The sequence below is a fragment of the Variimorphobacter sp. HTMS_6 genome (assembly GCF_059717775.1).
The window spans coordinates 265,593-289,823 of sequence record NZ_AP046094.1; the positions used below are offsets into that span (position 1 = coordinate 265,593).

The 24,231-nt window shown below is 38.0% G+C and carries 15 protein-coding genes and 1 riboswitch; of the genes, 13 read left to right on the forward strand and 2 right to left on the reverse strand.

The window, feature by feature from the left end; genetic code table 11:
* Positions 1 to 142 precede the first annotated feature (142 nt).
* The gene (locus AC6IWN_RS01230; protein WP_497990268.1) at positions 143 to 1,897 is read right to left on the reverse strand and encodes an ATP-dependent metallopeptidase FtsH/Yme1/Tma family protein; all 1,755 of its coding nucleotides are present in this window, start codon (positions 1,895 to 1,897) and stop codon (positions 143 to 145) included.
* Positions 1,898 to 2,259: 362 nt separating this feature from the next.
* On the opposite strand from AC6IWN_RS01230, the gene AC6IWN_RS01235 reads away from it, so the two are divergent.
* Positions 2,260 to 3,945, forward strand: coding sequence for a SulP family inorganic anion transporter (locus AC6IWN_RS01235; protein ID WP_497990270.1), 1,686 nt, complete (start codon positions 2,260 to 2,262; stop codon positions 3,943 to 3,945).
* Positions 3,946 to 4,116: 171 nt separating this feature from the next.
* On the opposite strand, the gene AC6IWN_RS01240 is transcribed toward AC6IWN_RS01235, so the two are convergent.
* Positions 4,117 to 5,568, reverse strand: a complete 1,452-nt coding sequence (locus tag AC6IWN_RS01240) for a glycoside hydrolase family 26 protein (protein ID WP_497990272.1) — start codon at positions 5,566 to 5,568, stop codon at positions 4,117 to 4,119.
* Between the two features lie 226 nt (positions 5,569 to 5,794).
* Here AC6IWN_RS01240 and AC6IWN_RS01245 point away from each other — a divergent pair, with 226 nt between their 5' ends.
* The 12 genes from AC6IWN_RS01245 (at position 5,795) to AC6IWN_RS01300 (ending at position 24,225) form a co-directional block, all read left to right on the forward strand.
* Positions 5,795 to 7,465, forward strand: a complete 1,671-nt coding sequence (locus tag AC6IWN_RS01245) for an ASKHA domain-containing protein (protein WP_497990274.1) — start codon at positions 5,795 to 5,797, stop codon at positions 7,463 to 7,465.
* A gap of 193 nt (positions 7,466 to 7,658) precedes the next feature.
* On the forward strand, positions 7,659 to 9,347 hold the full coding sequence (locus tag AC6IWN_RS01250; RefSeq protein WP_497990276.1) for a carbohydrate-binding protein: 1,689 nt from the start codon (positions 7,659 to 7,661) through the stop codon (positions 9,345 to 9,347).
* A gap of 424 nt (positions 9,348 to 9,771) precedes the next feature.
* The gene (locus tag AC6IWN_RS01255) at positions 9,772 to 11,505 is read left to right on the forward strand and encodes a S8 family peptidase (RefSeq protein WP_497992231.1); all 1,734 of its coding nucleotides are present in this window, start codon (positions 9,772 to 9,774) and stop codon (positions 11,503 to 11,505) included.
* A gap of 265 nt (positions 11,506 to 11,770) precedes the next feature.
* Positions 11,771 to 13,930 (forward strand): anaerobic ribonucleoside-triphosphate reductase, encoded by a 2,160-nt coding sequence (gene nrdD, locus AC6IWN_RS01260; protein WP_497990278.1) that lies wholly within the window; start codon positions 11,771 to 11,773, stop codon positions 13,928 to 13,930.
* A gap of 1 nt (position 13,931) precedes the next feature.
* Positions 13,932 to 14,453 carry an anaerobic ribonucleoside-triphosphate reductase activating protein gene (nrdG, locus tag AC6IWN_RS01265; protein ID WP_497990280.1) on the forward strand — a complete coding sequence of 174 codons (522 nt, stop codon included), beginning with the start codon at positions 13,932 to 13,934 and terminating at the stop codon, positions 14,451 to 14,453.
* A 392-nt stretch (positions 14,454 to 14,845) separates the two neighbouring features.
* Entirely contained in the window at positions 14,846 to 16,117 is a 1,272-nt protein-coding gene (locus AC6IWN_RS01270) for a sensor histidine kinase (protein WP_497990282.1), read from the forward strand.
* Positions 16,110 to 17,201, forward strand: coding sequence for a response regulator transcription factor (locus AC6IWN_RS01275; protein ID WP_497990284.1), 1,092 nt, complete (start codon positions 16,110 to 16,112; stop codon positions 17,199 to 17,201). Before AC6IWN_RS01270 ends, AC6IWN_RS01275 begins: the two co-directional genes overlap by 8 nt.
* A gap of 211 nt (positions 17,202 to 17,412) precedes the next feature.
* A complete protein-coding gene (locus AC6IWN_RS01280; RefSeq protein ID WP_497990286.1) occupies positions 17,413 to 19,554 on the forward strand; it encodes a putative bifunctional diguanylate cyclase/phosphodiesterase in 2,142 nt (713 codons plus the stop codon).
* On the forward strand, positions 19,538 to 21,568 hold the full coding sequence (locus AC6IWN_RS01285) for a methyl-accepting chemotaxis protein (RefSeq protein WP_497990288.1): 2,031 nt from the start codon (positions 19,538 to 19,540) through the stop codon (positions 21,566 to 21,568). The genes AC6IWN_RS01280 and AC6IWN_RS01285 overlap by 17 nt, the downstream gene beginning before the upstream one ends.
* A gap of 217 nt (positions 21,569 to 21,785) precedes the next feature.
* Positions 21,786 to 21,893, forward strand: a riboswitch (TPP riboswitch).
* Positions 21,894 to 22,345: 452 nt separating this feature from the next.
* Positions 22,346 to 22,540, forward strand: coding sequence for a sulfur carrier protein ThiS (thiS, locus tag AC6IWN_RS01290; RefSeq protein ID WP_497990290.1), 195 nt, complete (start codon positions 22,346 to 22,348; stop codon positions 22,538 to 22,540).
* Positions 22,541 to 22,546: 6 nt separating this feature from the next.
* Entirely contained in the window at positions 22,547 to 23,173 is a 627-nt protein-coding gene (thiF, locus tag AC6IWN_RS01295; RefSeq protein ID WP_497990292.1) for a sulfur carrier protein ThiS adenylyltransferase ThiF, read from the forward strand.
* 287 nt (positions 23,174 to 23,460) lie between these two features.
* Positions 23,461 to 24,225 carry a thiazole synthase gene (locus tag AC6IWN_RS01300; protein ID WP_497990294.1) on the forward strand — a complete coding sequence of 255 codons (765 nt, stop codon included), beginning with the start codon at positions 23,461 to 23,463 and terminating at the stop codon, positions 24,223 to 24,225.
* Positions 24,226 to 24,231: the final 6 nt, after the last annotated feature.

The following is a 24,231-nucleotide window of genomic DNA, read 5'->3' on the forward strand; positions in this document are numbered from 1 at the left end:
TATATCGCCGTCGGTTCTTAGGTTGTAGCAGATGGAACATCTGTTACGACCTTATGAACCGTTACGTGCGATAATTGAGTGGAAACGTGTCTCTGATGGATGATAATACCCTCGCTTTTCCTCGTAACCTAAATCCCCTAAATTAAGCACTTAACCTCTCAATATCACTTCCGTTGAGGGACTCTCGTTCCAGCAATTCCTGTGTAATCTTCTCAAGAAGACCTAGGTTTTCTTGCATAAGTGTTCTAATCTCTTCGTAGGATTGGTTCATTAAGGTTCGACACTTCTCGAGTAATTTGGTATCGTGACTGTCCTCAATCGCTTCGATACTGAATAATCCCATCTCAGAATCCATGCCGTACTTATCAAGATAATCAACAATCATTTTAGAAGCTTTCTGAATATCATTGCTTGCACCAGTTGTGATTTCATCAACACCAAAGATTAATTCCTCCGCCACGCGACCTGCGAGCAACACCTGAATGCTTGCTTTTAACTGTCGCTGAGATTGGAACATGGTATCTTTCGGAATACTCAAATTAAATCCGCCTGCTCCCCTTACACTTGGAATAATGGTTACTTTGGAGATATAATGCTCCGGCAATAACAAAGTAGTTGCAAGTGCATGTCCTGCCTCGTGATATGCTGTAATTTTCCGTTCCTGATCCGTGATATAACTTCGATCACTCTTTGGAGCACCGGCAATTACAGTATAGAAGGCTTTCTCAATATGTTCGTTTCTAATTATGGTATCCATATCGTTTGCAGCAATTATCGCTGCTTCATTCATAAGATTTTCCAACATCGCTCCGCTAAAGCCCACAGTGGATTTGGAGAGATCCTCTAGGTTAACATCATCACATAGGGGCTTTTTGCTTGCATAAAGATTAAGTATATGCTTTCTTGCATTCACATCCGGCAAACCGATTTCAATGTGACGATCAAAACGTCCCGGACGAAGGAGCGCTTCATCCAAGGTATCTAGTCGATTCGTTGCACCGATTACGATGATTCCTTGATTGTCATGGAAGCCAGACATTTCTGTTAAGAGGGCGTTCAACGTCTGATCACGTTCATCATTTGAAGCAGAGGCGTTACGTGCTCTCTTTTTACCGATGGCATCTATTTCATCAATAAAGATAACTGCTTTTTCACTTTTTTTAGCTTTATTAAACAGGTTACGGATTCTACTTGCACCCACACCTACATACATCTGAACAAAGTCGGAACCGCTCATCGCATAGAACGGAACCCCTGCTTCACCGGCGATTGCTTTTGCCATTAATGTCTTACCGGTTCCGGGAGGACCATATAGAAGAACACCCTTAGGCATGCGGGCGCCAACCGTTGCATACTTTTCAGGATCCTTGATGAAAGTAATGATATCGCCTACCATAGACTTTGCTTCCACATTACCGGCTACCTGAGACAAAGTGATAACCGAAGAATTATTTTCCTTATTCGCTTTTTTCCCTGTTAATGCTGATTTTAAATTCTTTTTATTTGCATTTTTTATTAAATTACCGGCGTTCCCTCCGCTGCGTGCAAAGGTGATAACCCCAAAGGCAATCCCACCGATTATAAGTACTTTTAGTAAAGTTACCGCAACACTTTCTTTGCCATAATTAACAGTCACATTGTGTAATAGGAGATATTCAGTAAATTTTTCTGTTTTCGGATTCGGAACAATATAATTCACTTTATCATTTTTTAGTTTTACAGTGATATCATTGTTTCCCTCTATAAATGTGACTTTTTCAACCTTATTCTGATCTACTGCTGTTAAAAACGAGGGGTAGGACAGGTTGGTATCTGCTTTATTCAAAAAATGATTCCCTATAAGCGCAACACCGGTTAAGGAAAGGCATAATAGAACAATCAATATAATTCGCTTCATGAATTAACCTCCAGACAAAAGTAAATGTTTTACAAATGCTACTTGATCATTGTAACAGCACTTAGGAAAGATTTCTAGGAAGAAATACTGGAAACAATGAGCTTGGTTAGTGAAACTGTAATAATCTGTAAGGGATACGGCAAAAATATAAGGTATTGCAGGGTGGGGGTATCGATAAAGTCGGTGGTTTGATCTTTGAATTGAAAATGATTATCGATATTATCTGATAATATCTTTCATAATAGTAAAAAATTCGACTAAATTGAGAATTGCGCTTGAAATTGCCACTCAATTGGTCTATGATGAATTTTGGCTTTTCGTTTGACACGAGATGACATAACATATAGAAATGGGGCATTGTAATGGAAAGATTGAAACCGAAGTTGTTCTCGGTTATGAAAATATACACGAAGGAGCAGTGTGTAAAGGATATAATTGCAGGTATTATTGTTGCGATTATTGCGCTACCATTATCAATTGCATTGGCACTTGCATCGGGGGTAACACCGGAAAAAGGTCTGTATACAGCCATCGTAGCAGGTTTTGTGATTTCATTTCTTGGAGGAAGTCGTGTTCAGATTGCAGGACCGACAGCAGCATTTGTTACAATTATAGCAGGAATTGTAGCAAGAAGAGGGATGGAAGGACTTGCTGTTGCAACGATCTTGGCAGGTATTTTACTAATTATTATGGGTCTTTTAAAATTCGGAAGACTTCTTCGTTTTATACCTTATACGATAACTACCGGATTCACACTAGGAATTGCGGTAACCATATTTATAGGACAAATCAAGGATTTCTTAGGAATTACAATTCATACAAAACCGGTTGAGACCATTGAGAAAATTATGGCTTGTATTAGTAACATCAATAGCACTAACATAGAAGCATTGCTTATTGGTGTTGTTTCAATTTTAATTTTAATCTTTTGGCCTAAAATAAATAGCAAAATACCGGCATCATTAATAGCGGTTGTAATCGCTGCTGCCTTAGTAAAAGGATTAAGGTTGAATGTGAATACGATTGGGAGTTTATATGAGATATCCTCCAGTGCACCTTCCTTACATATCCCTTCCTTAAATATTCACACGATTCGAGATGTATTACCGGATGCAGTAACGATAGCGATATTGGCAGGAGTGGAATCTTTGTTATCCTGCGTTGTGGCAGATGGTATGATTGGAAGTAAGCATCGTTCTAATATGGAGTTGATTGCTCAAGGAGCTGGTAATATCTTCTCAAGCTTATTCGGCGGTATTCCGGCAACCGGAGCAATTGCGCGAACCGCAGCGAATGTGAAAAATGGTGGACGTACTCCTGTGGCAGGTATCGTACATTCCGTAACTTTACTTTTGATTCTGGTTGTTCTTATGCCTTATGCAGCTTTGATTCCAATGCCCACGATAGCAGCTATTTTATTTATGGTAGCTTACAATATGAGTGAGTGGAGGGAGTTCGCTCATTTGCTTAAGATATCTCCAAAGAGTGACATTATGGTATTAGTAGCTACTTTCGGGCTTACTGTAATTTTTGACTTGGTCGTTGCTATTGAGGTAGGTATTCTAATGGCTGCTGTTTTGTTCATGAAGAGAATGGCAGATGTAGCCGAAGTTCAGAGTTGGAAGTATCTCGAAGAGGATGATTACGATGATGATATGATAGATGATGATGCGAATGAAAACATTCGATTGAAGAAGGTTCCGAAACATACTCTTGTTTATGAGATTAATGGACCGATGTTCTTTGGAGCAGCAGATAAATTCATGAATATATCACTAGATAATGATGTTAAAGTAGTGATTCTGCGAATGAGAAATGTTCCTGCGATGGACGTAAATGCTCTTCATTCGCTAAGTAATGTATTGAAGGCTTGTAAGAAGAAACATATCACGTTATTAATGTCGCATATTCAAGAGCAACCCTTTCATATGATGCAAAAAGCCGGATTTGACCAAAGAGTGGGTGCGGAGAATATCTGTGATAATATTGATTTGGCATTGGAACGCGCAGAGTTGATCATTAGTAAACATAAGAGTGTGAATATTTAATTAAATTATATGTCCTTAAAAATAAAGCGTGTAGAGATTTGTGTTCTTGAAAATCTCTACACGCTTTATACCTTATTATAACAGGATATTAATTTAGCATTTATTAGCTGGAGTAATCACTACGAAGTGTGAATGAATTATTTGGTATTAGTTTGGTCTTTGATCCAGAAACTAGAGTTCAATTGGCTCAAAACGTAATCGAAGTTCGGGCATCTTCTTTATCACAGTGTAGTAATTTTCCTGCCAATCTGCTCCTTGGGATGGATCGTTCTCTCCGGAAGCAGGTGGTGCAAATATTTGTAGATTAATATCACAAGCACCCTCTAGTGGCTTCTCAAAGAATGCAGACATCAAATCAATGAATTTTACACCAGGAGCTTTATAAAACCAATGGCCATTTATCTCCAACATTAGGTTTAAATCTTGTATATCTTGATCAAATATCAATTCAGCAAAGATTGGATTACCGTCAAAGTGAATCGGAACGGATAATCCTGTGGAGTCCTCGGAGCCCCCCCATCTTAATGTAACAGGAAATAATACTTCATCAGAAGTCTCAAAACTTGGGCTAAAATATTCTTCATGAATAATCTCTTTATATTCCTTTAAAATAGGCTGCTCAATTCCTACTTCTTTATTGTTCGGATCTGTGATTTCCAGTCCTAATCTGCCATCATCACGGAACTGGTAGAATGTAAAGCCGGAGAACCATGTAGCTGACTCATTCTTGATCGTATCACAGAATTCTCGAATCATTTTTGCCTGATCATAAGGACCGGTTACATCTGCATCTGCATTGCACTCGGACATCACCATAGGTTTTACTGCTCCATCACATAAGTAGGAGAAGCGTTCAAAGCTACGCTTCGTTAGTTCGAAGGTTTTGCTTACCTTGTCACGCTTGTGACTGGTGCCTCCTCGCTCTGCCACGTCATAAGGCCAGCCCCAGTGAAGGGACATGTATTTATCAACAGACCAGATATCCGTAGCGCGAACCGCCTCAGTAAACTCCGCTTCTTTTTCCATCTTCTCATTAGAAAGATCCTCAATACCACCGATACAGAGAATGGTAAGTACATTCGGTGCGTATTCCTTAACAATCTTGTGAAAACGTACGTAGAAGTCAGCAACTTCTTGATAGGAACAACGTTTATTGAAGGAAAACCAGGTGCCTGTGGCTTCGTGGTTAATACGAAGAAACATACGTCCAAAGGTTGTTAAATCCTTGGCTATTGCAATCAGGTGATCATCTGTTACATGAGGATCTATGGTCAAAGTCAGAAGAACATCCTGACCATGCTTTCTTACATCTCGCATAAAACTGAATGGTTCTTGTGTAAGGTCGCCGTTTAACCCTCCTTTGTAGGTGAAATAATCATCGTAAGGATAGTCCCAAGCAAAGGAGACATCATCACTGGCATGTGCAACACTTGCACGTACCGGCCAACCCTTATCCAACGGATAATAGCAATACATTAAGTTAATGGCTCTATGTGGCCTTCCAAGCTTGTGAAGAATATAGTCCTGATTAACATAGCTGCCTCGCTCGCTACCGACACTTAAATCTACGCTGCATTTTGCCGGTCCCATATGTAGTGAGTAGGCTTTTAAATCTTTTTTCATTTGTAATCCTCCTTATATATAGTTTGCAAATTATAATTATAATAATATGGAAATTCAGTCATAGTCTGAGTATAACATAGGTAATCTTATGCTTTCAATGTAGTATGTTAGTGAAAAATTCTATGGAATTTGTACTAAAATGTAAAATGAATTGACATTGATAAAACATATGGTTAATAATAAAAATTAATAACATCGAAACTGTAAAGAAATGAGGTTCACTGCGATGGAGAGTATAGGAAAACCGGGTTTAGGGAAGATGGGAAACAACACAGTATCTGTTACCGTCCAAACAGCGGAAAGAACAATTATAATAGAGTATGACATGCAGGATACACTACTGGAAGCAATGATAAAACAGGGAATACGAATCAATGCAGCATGTGGTGGAAGAGGTACCTGTGGTAAGTGTAGAATTAAGCTGCTTAAGGGGAGACTTGAGAGTACTCCATCCGATCAGCAACTTTTTACGTGGGAGGAGTTGAATGAAGGTTATCGACTGGCTTGTAAAGCATATCCGTCCTCTGACATCAGTGTACGGGTTCTAGAGGCTGAGGAGGATGAATTTGATGTAGTAACAGATCTTTATCATAAGCCAAATGTAAGCACGACAGATGAACCGGAGAGTCAAGGTATGGATATCAGTAATATACATGCTAGCAGAAATATCCCCGCTAACAGAAATATTCAGGGTAACAGTTTCGGTATCGCTGTTGATCTAGGTACGACAACCCTTGCAATGAGTTTAATTGAATTGGGAAGCGGCAAGATTATCGAAACCTATACCTCAGTGAACCATCAGAGGATTTACGGTTCCGATGTAATTACCAGAATGCAGGTATCAAATCAGGGAAAACAAAAAGAGTTACAGGAATGTATTCGATGTGATTTGCTGGATGGTTTTCAATCTTTAATAAATCAGACCAAGATAAAATCGGATTCAGTCAAGCGGATCGCAATAGCCGGGAATACTACGATGGGTCATTTGCTGCTTGGTTACTCCTGTAAGTCTCTCGGGGTATATCCATTTACACCGGTGAATATCAGTGAGCAAAGACTAACGTTCTATGAGGTCTTCGAATCGAATGAATTTTATTCAGAGGTAGTAATTATTCCGGGAATCTCAGCATTTGTAGGAGGAGATATCACGGCGGGGTTACTGGTGAATGGTTATGATAAAGATGATAAAACCAATTTGTTTATTGACTTGGGTACTAATGGTGAGATGGCAATCGGGAATCGTAATCAGATAATGGTCAGCTCTACTGCCGCGGGACCTGCTTTTGAAGGTGGAAATATATCCTGTGGTATTGGAAGTATAGCAGGTGCGGTTACCGGGGTAGAGCTCGAAGAAGAGAAAATCAAAATAAAGACAATTGGTGATAAGCAACCGGTAGGGATTTGTGGTACCGGGATTATAGAATTAACCTATGAATTGCTGAAACATAACATAATTGACGATACCGGGTTGCTGATACCCGAATACTTCGAACATGGTTTTCCGGTTGCTAATTATAACGAAGGTGCGATTAAATATACCCAAAAAGATATTAGAGAATTTCAGATGGCGAAAGCCGCAATACGGGCAGGAATCGAGATTTTAGTTCAAAGTTACGACACAAGTTATGAAGATATTGATAACGTATATGTAGCGGGAGGCTTCGGATATAAATTAAATATGGCAAAAGCGGTGTATTTGGGGCTATTCCCAAAGCAGTTGAGTCATAAGATTAAAACAGTGGGGAATTCTTCTCTTCAAGGAGCAATTCAATATCTGAAAGATGATAAGGCTAGCTTAAGATTAAGGAATATTATCAATAAATCCATCGAAAAGCATTTATCTAATGATGAGGGCTTTAATGATTTATATATCTCGTGTATGGGTTTTGAAAAGTAAGAGCAAAATTAAGTATCACATGATTCCATATACTAATCACATAATTCCATTTAAAAGAGATTGTACTTAATATAAAATAATATTAAACACAATTGGAAAAATTATACATTATTTAACCGGGCACACTGGACAGGTTTTGATGACAGTTTAGTAAGGACCAAAATAAAATTTAAATTTATGGAGGTAAAAGTGTATGAAAAAATTTTTCAAAAGAAGCTGTTTAATGTTATTAATTTTTTCGTTTCTACTAGTAAGCTCTTTGGCTGTTATGCCTGTATTTGCAGCTGACTCCATCACAGTAGATTGTGCCAATGTCTTAAGGGGTGTAACCCATTGTGCAAACGGTTCCCTTTATGGAGTTACTGATACTTTACCGACGGATGTTAACAGTCTCGTAACGCCGCTTCATCCGGCTGTATTTCGAAATCCGGCTCGTGGCGGTTCAGGCAATCAGCATCCTTTTGGTGCTGCAATACCTACTGCGGGAAGGATTGCTCCGAGTGGCGGAAAAATCTCGGTTGATCTCGCAGATATGCTTCCCGGTTGGCCATACAAATGGCCTGGCATGACAAGTTGGCTTAACCAGGTAACTTCATTTATCAATGACAAGAAAGCATCAGGCTATACCAATTGGTATGGTATTGAACCATGGAACGAGCCTGACGGTACTTGGAACTCCGCGAACGGAGATTTCAACAGCACTCTCTGGAAACAGACTTATAACACTATTCGTGCGAATGATTCCAGTTTTAAAATTGTAGGTCCTTGCTACAGTTATTATAATCATAATACGATGAGTACATTCCTAAGCTATTGTAAAGCTAACAACTGTATTCCTGATATAATAAGCTGGCATGAGCTTAGCGGAATTCAGAATGTAGCAAATAATTTAAAAGATTATAGAGCATTGGAATCTTCACTGGGTATAAGCCCATTACCCATCAGTATAAACGAATATTGCGATGCGAACCATAACCTTGAAGGGCAGCCTGGATCACTTGCCGAATTTATTGGGAAATTTGAACGCTATAAGGTGGATAGTGCATGTATATCCTGGTGGTTTGTTCCGTATCCGGGTAGATTGGGAAGCCTTCTTGCTACTAATACAGGTAAGGGTGCCGGCTGGTATTTTATGAACTGGTATGGCTCAATGACAGGTAACATGGTCAATGTTTCGGTAGCAAATGAAGCTAGTGCAAACATGGACGGAGCGGCCTGTGTCGATTCCAATGCTAAATACATAAGCTGTATTTTGGGTGGGGCGAACAGCGGTTCTGCTAATGTAACAATCAAAAACATACCATCATTTATCGGATCTACCGCATCAGTTAAGGTAGAGAAGGTTGACTGGGTAAGCAAGGATACTGTTTGCAACGGGACTACCACAATCTCAACCTCGAATTATACGGTATCCAATGGGCAGATTGCAGTAACGATACCAAACACCAATGCTAGTTCTGGATACCGTATATACATTACTCCAGGTTCAGGGAGTGGCAGCGGTACAAGCTATGAGGCTGAAAGCGGAACCCTTTCTAATGGAGCAAAATTACAAAGTAATAGCTCCTGTTCAGGTGGAGTCAATGTTGGATACCTCGGTGGGTCGTCTAACGGAACGGTGGTAATAAACAATGTAAATGTTGCAACCGCCGGTACTCATACGATGACCATTTACTATGTTTCAAACGATACACGTACAGTATATGTAACCCCGAACAGCGGCTCATGGTTTGGTGTGTCATGTCCAGGTACAGGTAATTGGACATCTGTAGCTTCAGTCACCACGAACGTTACCTTGAACGCCGGAAATAACACCATAAAGCTGGATAATGGGTCAGGATCAGGATACGCTCCTGATATTGATAGAATTGTCATTAATTAAATCTCATTATTTACTATATAGCTCATTAAAAATACTCCTCTTTACAGCTCTATGTAAAGAGGAGTATTTTTAACTATAAACATGATTATTGTCCAATGATTTATATATCTCTTGTATGGGTTTTGAAGAGGAGGTTCAAAGCATATAATGGATTAATCCAGTATTGTTAGAAGGTTATGAGATGCAAGAAAATAATAATACACCTGGTAATAATACAAATCCGACCACACCTGCAACATCTACAACACCTGTCACTCCTTCAGTTCCAGTTGCACCTACAACACCCACAACACCTGTAGCTCCTGCAGCACCTACAACACCTGCAGTACCCACAGCACCTGTGGTGCCTCCAACCCCGGTTACTCCTCCCGTTCCGGGTGGAGTAGTGACCCCAAGTGTTAATCTGACTCCGATTAATAGTGCTATGCCTAGTGGAAAGATAGAGAATCAATTGAATTTAGCGCTCGAGGTCCCGGAAGAGACCAGATTAAAAACCGGTAGCCTTGCAGTTGGGTATTCTCCTGATACGAAGACCTGGGAATTAATTGTTAAGTACCATGGTAGTTTAGATCGAATTAGGAAGGAGTTAAATATTTCAGCAGTAGAATTAGCAAATCGTTTCGCGATTCTTACAGTGCCGGATCCGCTCGTGAATCTGGTTGCAAGATATGAAGAAATTGAATTTATCGAAAAACCCAAACGGTTCTTCTATGAAGTGAATAATGGAAGGACTGCTTCCTGTATAAATCCTGTACAAAATCAGCCCTATAATCTGTTTGGGGAAGGTGTAATTGTAGCGATCATAGATTCAGGTATTGATTATTCACATCCTGATTTTCGCAATGAAGATGGAACAACACGCATAGTAGAGTTATGGGATCAGACGATACCGGGTAATCCTCCTGCAGGTTATGATATCGGAACACTCTACCCTAGGGAAAAGATTAATGAGGCCTTGAAGATTCCCATGCCTGAGAGAATGGCAATTGTTCCAAGTACGGATTTAAGTGGTCACGGAACCCATGTGGCTGGAATTGCAGCAGGCAACGGAAGGGCAAGCAATGGGTTATATCGTGGAGTTGCCTCTTCCAGTGAATTACTGATTGTGAAATTGGGACAGTCGGTTGGTGATTCTTTTCCGAGAACCACACAGCTTATGCAAGGAATTGACTATGCAATTCGTTATGCAATCAGTGTTAATAAACCAATTTCAATCAATATTAGCTTCGGCAATAATTATGGACCTCATACCGGTTATTCCTTGTTGGAGAGTTATATTGATGAGGCAGCGAACTCCTGGAAGGATAATATTGTGATAGGAACTGGGAATGAAGGAGCAACCGGGAACCATGCACAAGGGATTCTTCAAATGGGCAGAACCACTTCAGTTGATGTTACGGTATCCGATTATGAATTTTCATTCAATCTTCAAATTTGGAAAAATTATTTTGATTTATTTGATGTGTCGATCGTAGCGCCGAATGGAACACGTGTAGGACCAATTCCATCGATATTAGGAAAGCAGCAGTTTAATATTGGTCAGACACAGATACTTTTATACTACGGTGACCCAACGCCATACAATATCCAACAGGAGATTTATTTTGAATTTATTCCACTAGGAACCTATGTTAACTCCGGAGTATGGCGTTTTGAGATGGTGCCGCGTAGAATAGTTGTAGGAAATTATGATATGTGGCTTCCAGCTGGTGGAGTGAAAAGCCCCGAAACAAGATTTCTGTTGCCCTCAGAATATACTACACTTACCATACCATCCACAGCTTACCGAGCTATCACAGTAGGGGCATATGATGCGTATACGGATAGCTATGCTCCATTTTCCGGGAGAGGATTTACAAGAGATTTGGGTATAAAACCAGATATCGTAGCACCAGGTGTTAACATTAATTCCTGTGCTCCGGGAGGAGGTTATGCAATAAGATCCGGCACATCGATGGCTACTCCTTTTGTTACCGGCAGTGTAGCATTGTTGATGGAGTGGGGTATCATTCAGGGGAATGATCCGTATTTGTATGGCCAAAAGATGAAGGCAAATCTAATTAACGGTGCAAGACAGTTAAGGGTTGAAACTATCTATCCAAACCGGACGCTTGGGTACGGAGCATTGTGTCTGGCAAATACAATACGTGGGGTATAATAAATATGAGGGAGGAATAGTGAGTAACTGGTTGGGTGAATAACGGATGCCTAAAAATCAGGAAGAAAAATAGTAAAATGCTTGATAAATAAAGGCTTTATATAACTTATAATAATTAATATAAATCACCACATAACGTATCTTGAGAAAAATCGACTACTATATATTGTGTAATTTTTTGAGAAAATACCAATTTAGTAATTGATTTTTTTCTCGTCTTACTATATAATACAATTCTCATATATAGTAGCGGAGGAGAAGTGGCATGAACACGATTAAAAGAAATGGGGCAGAGGAAGCATTTGATCTCAACAAAATTGTTGAAGCAGTCAGAAAAGCGAATGCATCCGGTGAAAAAAGTACTCTTAGTGAAGAGCAGATTATCCACATTGCAGATTATGTGGAGTATAAATGTAAAAAATTAAACAGAGCTGTGTCTGTGGAAGAGATTCAGGATATGGTGGAAGATCAGATTATGGCAACCGGTCAATTTGATCTTGCAAAGCGATATGTAAAGTATCGTTATCAACGTTCTCTGATCCGAAAAGCGAATACTACGGATCATCGTATTCTATCCTTGCTTGAAGGAAACAATGAGGATGTAAAGCAGGAGAATTCAAATAAAAATCCTGTTATCAATAGCGTACAACGTGATTATATGGCAGGAGAAGTAAGCAAGGACATCACTCGTAGAATGCTGTTGCCGGCAGATATTGTGGAAGCGGATCAACAGGGTATTATCCATTTTCATGATACGGATTACTTTGCACAGCATATGCACAATTGTGATTTGGTCAATTTAGAGGATATGTTGCAGAACGGAACTGTAATCAGTGAAACCCGGATAGAGAAGCCACATAGCTTTTCTACTGCATGCAACATTGCTACTCAGATCATCGCACAGGTAGCAAGTAATCAATATGGTGGACAGAGTGTTAGCTTGGCACATCTTGCCCCATTTGTACAGATATCAAGAATGAAGATACGGGCAGAAGTACTGGAGGAAATTGAGGTACTTGGTTGTACGGTTGATGAAAAGATGATAGATGAAATTGTTGAAAAGAGACTTCGAAGAGAGGTAATCAAGGGCGTTCAAACGATTCAGTACCAGGTTATCACTCTTATGACAACAAATGGACAGGCACCTTTCCTCACTGTTTTTATGTATCTTAACGAAGCAAAGAATGAGATTGAGAAAAAAGACTTAGCAATGATTATCGAGGAAACACTCAAACAACGATATAAGGGTGTTATGAATGAAGCTGGCATATGGGTTACACCAGCATTCCCTAAATTAATCTACGTTCTGGAAGAGGATAATGTTGAAGAGGGCTCTGAGTACCATTATCTGACCGAACTGGCAGCAAAGTGTACGACAAAGAGATTGGTACCTGATTACATATCGGAAAAGAAAATGAAAGAACTTAAGGAAGGGAATTGCTTCCCGGTTATGGGATGTCGAAGTGCATTAAGTCCTTGGAGGGATGAGAACGGCAATTATAAATTCTACGGACGCTTTAATCAGGGGGTTGTAACCCTTAACCTCGTAGATGTGGCGTTATCCTCCGGTGGCGATATAGAGAAGTTTTGGAACATATTTGATGAAAGACTTGAATTATGCTATCAGGCATTGATGGTTCGTCATTTGCGCTTAAAGGGTACTTTGTCGGATTCTGCTCCTATCCTATGGCAACATGGTGCACTTGCTAGACTGAAAAAGGGAGAAACAATTGATAAGTTACTTTACGGTGGTTATTCTACCATATCTCTCGGTTATGCTGGCTTGTATGAGTGTACGAAGTATATGACTGGTAAATCACACACCAATCCGGAAGCCACCACTTTTGCACTTGATGTAATGAAATACATGAATGAGGCCTGTGACAGATGGAAAGAGGAGACTGATCTAGGCTTTGGTATCTATGGTGCACCGATAGAAAGTACTACTTATAAATTCGCGAGGTGTTTGCAAAAGCGTTTTGGTATTATTAAAGGAGTTACGGATAAGAGTTATATCACGAACAGTTATCATGTTCATGTATCAGAAGAAATTGATGCGTTCTCAAAATTGAAATTTGAATCCCAGTTCCAGTCACTTTCCACCGGCGGAGCAGTAAGCTATGTGGAAGTGCCGAACATGCAGCATAACATACCTGCGGTGCTTCAGGTAATTCGATATATTTATGATAACATTATGTATGCGGAACTTAACACTAAGTCCGATTGCTGTCAGGAATGTGGTTTTAACGGTGAAATTGGAATTATCACTGATGATGATGGTAAGCTTAGGTGGGAGTGCCCGAACTGTGGAAACAGGGATCAGGATAAGATGAATGTTGCTCGCAGAACCTGCGGCTATATCGGAACTCAGTTCTGGAATCAGGGTAGAACACAGGAGATTAAAGAAAGGGTGCTACATCTTTAATATGAATTATGGAGCAATTAAAAAGACGGATATTTCAAACGGTTTAGGTGTAAGGGTGTCCTTGTTTGTATCAGGCTGCACACATCATTGCAAAGGATGCTTTAATGAAGAAACCTGGGATTTTAAGTTTGGGAAACCATTTACACAGGAGACAGAAGCTGAGATTATTGAGGCTATTGCTCCAAATCACATTAAGGGGCTATCGCTTCTGGGCGGAGAACCCTTTGAAAAGGTAAATCAACAAGTACTATTACCATTTTTGAAAAAAATAAAAAGCATCTACCCGAACAAAGATATTTGGTGCTATACCGGTTATACCTTTGAAACGGATTTGTTAGAGAATGGCTGTGCTAATTGTGAATACACGAAAGAAATGTTAAATACTATTGATGTTTTAGTGGATGGAGAATTCATCGAGGAGCTAAAGGATATAAAATTACAATTTCGAGGGTCTTCGAACCAAAGAATTATTGATATGAAAAGGTCGATGGTATATGGTGAGTTATTTGGTTTAGAATTATAACTGAATTACGAGTACCTGGAGTGGAACTTTATCATTCTCGGTACTCGTTTTTTGCTGTCGAAATAGAGGATAACTTGACTGAAAGCACCGAAAATAGTAAAATATAGTGAGGATATTTTCACAAATAACATAAATGATTGTTTGCTAAAGATCATTAAGGAGTACTAATGAGGTTAGATCGTTTTTTTAGTATATTTCATCAAAAGCTTATATTATTTATGTCCACAGTTTTATTAACTTTGAGTATTTTTTTAGCAAAAGGATTGATGGATAATAACGGTTTCCACTCAAATATGTGGTCGAACAGAGCCCTTGTAATTATTACAAGTGTTTTCCTGCTATTGATTGGATTTATTTTTGTACTTCTGATTTATATAAAAAAGATTAATAAAATGAAACAGATACTTTTTAACAGTAATAGTGTACTAACCCAGTTAAATAAAGAGTTGGTTGCCTCAGATGAAATTCTTAAGCAAGAATTGGAAGAGTTAATTACCACGCAGAAAACTTCAATAGATAGTGAAAAAAGATATTCACTCTTGTTTGAAAGAATGCTGAATGGTTTTTTTGTTTTTATGCCTATATTTGATTTGAATAAACGGTTATGTGATTTATTAATTATAAGTGCAAACCCAAGCATTGAGCATCATACAAATCGGAGTACGGATCTGATTGTTGGGAAAACATGGAAAGAGGTATATGGTGAAACACTTCAACAAATCGACCTGTTGGAGAAAGTATGGGAGACAGGTATTGCACAACGATTTGAAACTTATATAAAGGCTGATGATTCATACTATATGGTTAATGCATTTCGAATTCAGAATAATCAAATCGGAGTTGTGATAGATAATATAACAGAATTCAAAAACGCTTTTGAAGAGGTAGGTACTTTAAATGAACGGTTGGAGCTGCGTGTGGCTGAGCAAACGAAGGATTTACAGATTGTAATTCAAGAACTGGAAGCCTTCGTATATACAGTTTCGCATGATTTAAAGTCTCCAATTCGAGCGGTTGATGGGTATAGCAAAATGATTCTTGAGGATTATGAACAGATATTACCGGAGGAGGTGGTTGATATGTTAACCATGATTCGGGGTACCTCCTTAGAGATGATTGATATGATTGCAAAATTGTTACAATATTCCACTACCTCAAGAATGTCATTACTTTTTGTTCCAGTTGATTTGAAGGAGCTATTATTATCCGTATTTCATGAACTGAAAATTACTTATCCGGGAAGAAATATTGAATTAAACATAGAGACTGGTTTACCTGACGTTCTTGGTGATAGCATTCTATTAAAGCAAGCATTACATAATATGATTTCAAATGCTATGAAATTTACAAAGAATAGGGAATTTGCAACGATTACTGCTGGGGCAACGTTAACCCAAAATGAGTATACTTTTTATATAAAAGATAATGGAGTGGGTTTTAATATGAAGTACTCACACAAACTGTTTAATATATTTCAGAGACTGCATTCTAGTGATGAATTTGAAGGTAGCGGCATCGGATTGGTTACTATAAAAAAGATCATTGAAAAGCATAATGGGAGAACTTGGATTGAAGGGAAATTAAACGTTGGAGCTACGATATATTTTACTCTTCCTGTAAAATGGAAGCAGAATATCAACTCCGGGGGTGATGGAATTGTATAAGGTAATGATTGTCGATGATAAGGATTATGTCAGAAGAGAACTAAAGCGGATGAAGCTATGGGGTAAACCATCTGGATTTGTAATCATCAACGAAGAAAAAAACGGTGAAGAAGCCCTAGAGTACGTTAGGGAACACACCGTGGATCTTATCATCACAGATATAAGAATGCCTAAAATTGATGGTATTGAATTGTTAAGGGAATTAGTGGAACAAAAGCTATGCTCCTGCGTGGTTCTGATCAGTGATTACAGTGAATTCAGTTATGCCAGACAAGGAATTATATTGGGTGCTTTCGATTATCTGCCAAAACCGGTTTGTGAGAGTGACTTGGAATATTTATTGCAAAGAGCGAAGGAATATCTTGATGAATATAATCATGAAAAAGAACGAGTAAGAAATTTAGAAAAAATTAAATTTGAAAACAGTGATGCCTTTTTTTTAAGACAGGATATTGAGAAACTGGCAAACATCATAATGATGGGTGAGACAAATACATATGATTTAGTAGCCCATATCTTTAATCATATTTGGAAAAATTATAATGATGATTTTAATGAATTTATGAATATGTTTGATAATACATTATTAGAACTTAAGTCTGAATTTGAAAAATCTTATACATGGTTGGAGAAATACTATGATTTTTCTCATTGGCAGGGGTACTTATATTCTTCAGATACAAATAAAGAATTCATGATGCATATCTTTACCAAAAGAGTAGGAGAGATGACTTCTTTGTTCCGTGTCTTGTATTGTACAGGGGATCAAAAAGGAATTATCGCTCAAATTATTAACTATGTTTTGAACCATGTTGAAGAAGATATTTCTTTGACTACAGTAGCGAAAAATCTTTATTTGAATAAAACTTATTTGAGTGAATTATTCAAACAAAAAACAGAATTATCGTTTACAGAATATGTTACGACTGTAAAAATGGAGAGGGCAAAAGTGTTATTGGTCCAGGAAAACCTAAAAACCTATGAGATTGCTGAAAGGCTGGGCTTTAAAGATAGTGAATATTTTAGTAAGGTGTTTAAAAAATGCATTGGAACTACACCAACGTTGTACCGAAGAAAAATGTAGAGTATAATCAAAAAATGTCAAAAAACCGAATATTTTGGGGGTGAAAACCAGTAATATTTCATTTAATAAAAAAGGGTAATTTTGTATAGTTTATATACTGAATTATTCTTTTTTTATGCGTGAAATTAATTGAGAAACGACCTGGTTTTCATGAGCTTAAACAATAAGATTCAAACGATAATATAAATAATAATGAAAGTGGAGTGTAATTATGTTCATTGTAGATCCGTTAAAAGCTTCAGATGATGATATTGAAAAATACATAGATGAACAATCTGATTATAATAAAGCCAAAACCATTAAAACTACATTTGTAATGGCAGTTTGCTATATATTCCTTGTGATTTTGTGGGATTGGGTAGGGGATAGAGTACTGAAGATATTTAATACGGATAACGAAACAGTAGCTCTATATAAAAACTGGATATTTACCGGTATGACCAGTATGTTTTTATTATTTATCATTTTTTATTATTCAAAAAATATCAAACTGATCAAGAAAGCAATAGAGCATAAAGCGAGTAAAAGAGCACTAGAGGATAAAGAAGTTGGACTGATAAAGGAATTGTTTGATTCTATCATTGATGAAAAAATATATTATCAAAATATAAGCAGCAATTATCAATATCAGCTCGATAATCTTGAGAAAGTGTATCAAACGATATTAGAGAATACCACTGACGTGATATGGGAGGAAAGAAACGGACAACTGAACTTTTCGGATCGATGGTATGATGTGTTGGGATATTACAGAGGAGAGAAAGAAAGTCACGAACATTGGGAAGAACTTATTCATCCATCGGACAGGATCGCAGTGGCAAGACTTATTGATAAATTTGAACCAAATTATTCACTGGAGTTTTACAAAGAGTTCAGAATTAGAGCGAAAAATGGACAATACAGATGGATGAGAACGAAGGGAAAGTGTCTGGTCAATGGTGATGGAGAGATTTATCATACGATAGGGTTATGCACGGATATCACTGATTTAAAGGAATATGAAAATAGGATGCATAATTTTCTTAGATGTGATCAGTTATCAGGTCTGCAAAATAGGTTTGCATTAAATGAAACCTTGATAAATCACCTGGGAAGCAGTGCTAGTACAAAATTTGCTTTGCTATTTATCGACATTGATAATTTTAAAAACGTAAATGATTTAATGGGTCCTAGCTACGGAGATACCCTTTTACGAAAAGTAAGTGAGCGATTAAAAAGTTTAGTTGCTGATGATACAAGACTGTTTCGTATTGGAGCGGATGAATTTGTAGTTCTGATTAATGAATTTGAGAGAAAGGAAGAGATTGAAAGATATGCGGTTGATATCATGGGAGTCTTTAATGACCAGTTTGAAATTATGGAGTGCTCCTTAATGATTACGGTAAGCATCGGAATTTCTCTATATCCGGAGCATGGTATGAATATTGACACCTTACTGAGAGATGCAAATATCGCGGTAGACAAAGCAAAAGAGAACGGAAAAAATAGAATCGTATTTTATAATGAACCATTGAATGAAATCATTGCTGAAAGATTATTGATCGAGAAAAATTTGAGGGCTGCTCTGTTGAATTGTGAATTTGAGTTATATTATCAGCCTCAATTTGATCTGGATAAGATTTCAATTACAGGTTTTGAGGCACTAATTCGCTGGGAAAATCAAGAATTAGGGAAAGTACCTCCTAATAAGTTTATTCCAATTGCTGAAGATACAAATCAGATTGTACCAATTGGAGATTGGGTTTTCCGCACTTCCTGCGAGTTTTTGAAGAAGTTACATCAACTAGGCTATGAAGATTTGAGCATATCGATCAATATATCGATGATTCAGATGCTGCAAGATAATTTCACAGAAATGATTTTAGATACGATAGAACAATTAGAAGTTAACCCGAGAAAGGTTGAATTAGAGATAACAGAATCAATACTCATGGAGAGCTATGATGCAATAGCAGATAAGTTGAAGCTTTTAAGAACGAAAGGAATAAAAATTGCACTTGACGATTTTGGCAAAGGTTATTCTTCATTAAACCACTTATTACAATTGCCCATTACAACACTTAAGATAGATAAAACCTTTATTGACAAAATTGCTAGTAATGGGAAAAAGAAATCTGTGACGGATTTAATTGTTAATTTAGGGAAGAGTCTGGATTTGAATGTGGTAGCGGAGGGAGTAGAGACAAAGGAGCAGATGAATTATCTAGAAATGCTGAAATGCCATAAAATCCAAGGATATTATTTTTGTAAACCACTTCCGGAGGGTAGCATTATGGAGAAGATGCTAGAGGAGTGGCAGATTCAAAAGCATATTAGAACAACTAAGGAGGAGTTATATGTCAATCAAAATTAAATTATCTTTATCTATGATTATAATGATAATCTGTACGACTGTTATTATTGGAGGCTTTTCGCTATTTAAGTCATCAGGGACTATGAACGATATCACTAATACTTCAATGATGGATACGAATAGTGACAGTTCCAACCAGATACAATCCCTGATAGCAGAGGAAACCAGTAAGTTGGGATTAGTTGCGATGCAGGCAGAAGTAGAAGATGTTTTAACTAAAACTGCTCAGGGGGAAGAGGTTGGCAGTGATGTCAGAGCAAAACTGAATCTAAAGCTACGGCAGGTGGTAGAGAAAGAAGGCAATCTGGAACACATTTTTGTAGTTGACGCCGATATAAATGACGTTGCAGATAGTGATGAAAAATTAGTTGGACAGAATTTTAAGGATCGTGCTTATGCAACGAAAACATTATCCACCGGTGAGCCTGTGATCAGTGAGACTTTAAAATCAAAATCCACCGGTGCTTATATTATCGCATTCACTTATCCAGTGAAAGTGGATGGCAAGCTTATTGGATTTGTGGCTTCAGCCGTACGTGCAGACAGTTTGACAAAATATTTAAAGGGTGTAAAATTATTAAATACAAAATCCAGCTATGCCTATCTTGTAGATGAAAAGGGTATTATGCTGTATCATCCGACAGTTGATAAAATTGGAAAGCCGGTTGAAAATGAACAGATTAAAAATGTAGTTGCTCAGGTGATGGCAGGCAAGACGGTCAAGGCAGAAGTTGTTGATTATATGTTTAATGGTGATCATAAAATAGCATCTTATTCGGTGATACCGGAAACTCATTGGACTTTAGTTGTATCAGGTGATATGGGTGAAATTATGAAACCGGTAAATGATGTAACAGTAAGTATTATTTTTATTGGAGTATTTATTGCAATTTTAGCTTTATTATACGGTATTTTTATTTCATTTAGAATTGCAAACCCAATCATTAAACTAACAGAATTAATTAATAGAACAGCAAATCTGAATCTGGTAAGAGACGAATCGTTCCGATATCTTGAAAAAAATAAAGATGAAACAGGAACGATTGCGAAAGCATTATTTCAAACCAGAGCAGTTTTACGAGAGATGGTGGAAAAGCTTAAAAGCGTTTCCGGTGCCGTTTTGACCAATGCGGAAGAAATTGAAAAACTCTCGATATTAATTCAAGAGAACGCACATGATAATTCCGCAACTACAGAAGAATTATCCGCAGGAATGGAAGAAACAGCCGCATCAACAGAAGAGATTACCGCTACTACAGTTGAGATTAGTAGTCACGTAAGTGATATTGCTAGTAAAGCAAAGGACGGATCAAAGGTATCTTACCAGATTTCAGATAGGGCATCCTCCATTAAAAAAGACGCACTGGAATCAACCGAGAATGCGAAAAACCTCTATGAAGAAGTAAAGGATAAGATGGAGGAAGCAATTAAGGAATCTGACAAAATCGCTCAAATTGGTGTATTAGCGGATACCATTCTCGCAATTACCAATCAGACCAACCTTCTTGCGTTAAATGCAGCAATTGAGGCAGCGAGAGCAGGTGAAGCAGGAAAAGGCTTTAATGTAGTTGCAAGTGAAATTCGTAAACTAGCGGATCAATCTTCAAGTACCGCTACCGGTATCCAAGAGATTGTGAAAAATGTTTATAGTTCTGTAGAAATGATGAGAAAGAATTCTGAAGCATTATTAGAGTTCATAGATCAAAGCGTATTAAAGGATTATGAAAAATTGTCTAAGATCGGTGAACAATATAATGATGATGCAGTTTATGTAAAACAACTTATGGTTGAATTCGAGGAAGCGGCAGATATACTGGATACCTCAGTATCGAATATATCAAAAGCGATGAATGAGGTAGCAATCACTGTTTCTGAAGGTTCAAAGGGCGTACAGGATATTGCTGAAAAGACTTCTGACGTGGTTGAAAAGACGATTACAGAGACAGAATTATCTAACGAAAATGCAATCGGAGCAAGAGAGCTGCAGGAATTAGTTGACAGATTTGTAGTATAAAGCGGAGGTTTTGAAGGAGAATATAAATCAAGATACGAAGAATTCCTGAAAATTGAAAGTGAAATGTCAGACAAAACAGAATATAACACAATACATAACAAACTATAATCTTAAAATAATCACAAAGACATAAACATAAAATATAAAGTTATTAATAAAAATTAATTAAACTCTTGAATTAATAAAAATATCAGTTATAATTAACACATATTGAATAAGAACGAAAAAGGGGAGCTCTTTTTAGAGGGCTGAGAGTAGACTGTAGCGTCTAGACCCGTAACCTGATTTGGATAATGCCAACGTAGGGATATATTGAATTCTAGCTTGAATCATACTAGACGAATATACCATCACCTTGGTATATTCGTCTTTTTTTATCGTAAATAATTGTACAGCGGCAAACTGGGGGCACCACTTCTGTCGCTATATAAAATTGATGCAGCAAAATTCATGAGCATTGCATTAAAAGCGTCGGGTATCCGGCGTAGGCGCCGGTAGAATGTAGCAAAGGAAACTGGTATAGATTAATAATTTTATTAAGGAATAATGTTATTTACACCACACAAAGGTAGGAAGACAGCGTGTTAAGGCAATATAACATTATTCCTTCAAATTATTAATTTGCAATAGCTTAATTTGGGTACTTAAATACAACCGGCGCAGTTAATAATGGAGGTGAATTTGTAGAACGAAGGGTTGTATTTGCAAATTCGTAATAATATATGGGCGGATAAACGCTCATTTATTCGTTAGTCATTATGAAAGGAGCATATGCAAATGTTAGTGAATGGAGCGAAGGAAACGCTTGAGAAAAGTATGTCACTATATCAGTACTTGGAGAGTAAGGGATATGTGATATCAAGAATTGCAGTAGAACGGAATGGAGAAATCATACCAAAAGCCACCTATAACGAATGTATTCTGACCGAGGCAGATACCTTGGAGGTCGTTAATTTTGTGGGTGGAGGTTGATTAGACGTGACAAAAGAAGAGTACAGAAAGATATGTGACTTACGGTTTGGCAAAGAGGTCTATGAAAAATTAGAGGATGCCAGAGTAGCGGTAGCAGGCCTAGGTGGATTGGGATCACATATCGCGGTTATGCTTGCCAGAACCTGTGTCGGATCCCTGCACTTAATTGATTTTGATTATGTGGACATCAGTAATTTGAATCGACAGGAATACTATATCTCACATATTGGAAGACCAAAAACAGAGTGTCTGGCAGAAAAACTGAAGGAAATTAATCCGTTTATGAAGATTATAACAGATAATATAAAAGTAACGAATGAGAATATAGATGAGCTGTTTGTGGAGGATCCTATCATATGTGAGGCATTTGATAAGTCAGATCAGAAGGCGATGCTGGTGAACGGATTACTGGAAAACTTCTCTGATAAAAAAATCGTATCCGGCTCCGGAATGGCTGGCTATGGGGATTCCAATGCCATCATTACCAGAAGAGTTTTTCAAAACCTATATCTATGCGGAGATCAGATCTCAGATTCAGAGTCCGGAATGGGGCTAATGGCGCCCAGGGTAAGTATCTGCGCAGGACATGAAGCCAATAAAGTGATTCAGTTGATACTGGGTGAAGAAGAGTAGGATTTCCTTGTGCATTCCTTATGGATAGGTAGTTATAACGAATGTTAATAATGCGGGATTTGCAAGAGGGAAGGAATTGCAAGAAGCTTAGTATTGCATAGATTCATAAGAAAACCTAGGGTAACAGAAAAATTTAATTAAGAGTCTATAGGGAAATTCTTCGAAGAAAATTTGTAAGAAAAATATTGATTAGAAAAATTCGAGTCGTGAGAACAATGATTTGAAAATCATATAGAAAAGATAGAAAAGATAGAAATGATAGAAATGATAGAAAAGAGGTAGTTTTAATGAACGATGACAAATTAGTGATCGGAGGGCATGAATTTACATCAAGATTCATACTCGGATCAGGAAAATACAATTTAGATCTGATCGAGGCCTGTGTAAAATATGCAGGAGCGCAGATTATCACGCTTGCACTTAGAAGAGCAAATACAGAAGCAGGAGAGAATATACTTGATTACATACCAAAGGAAGTAACCTTACTTCCCAATACCTCCGGAGCGAGAAATGCCGAAGAAGCCGTTCGTATTGCGCGGCTTGCAAGAGCGGTTGGTTGTGGGGATTTTGTTAAAATTGAAGTGATTAAGGATTCCAGATACTTGCTACCGGATAATTATGAAACGATAAAGGCAACGGAAATTCTTGCAAAGGAAGGCTTTATCGTTATGCCTTATATGTATCCAGATCTTACGGTAGCACGTGATCTGGTCAATGCAGGAGCAGCAGCTGTTATGCCTCTAGCGGCTCCAATCGGCTCCAACAAAGGACTGGCAACCAAGGAATTTATTCGAATACTGATTGAAGAAATTGACCTGCCAATTATTGTGGATGCAGGAATCGGTAGACCATCTCAGGCATGTGAGGTGATGGAGATGGGTGCGGCAGCAGTCATGGCGAATACCGCAATCGCGTCCGCCGGTAATATTCCTCTTATGGCAGAAGCCTTTGGTAAAGCAATCGAAGCGGGCAGAGGTGCTTATTTGTCCGGACTTGGGCGCGTAATTGACAAGGCGAGTGCATCCTCGCCCTTAACCGGATTTTTGCAATAACGCGGA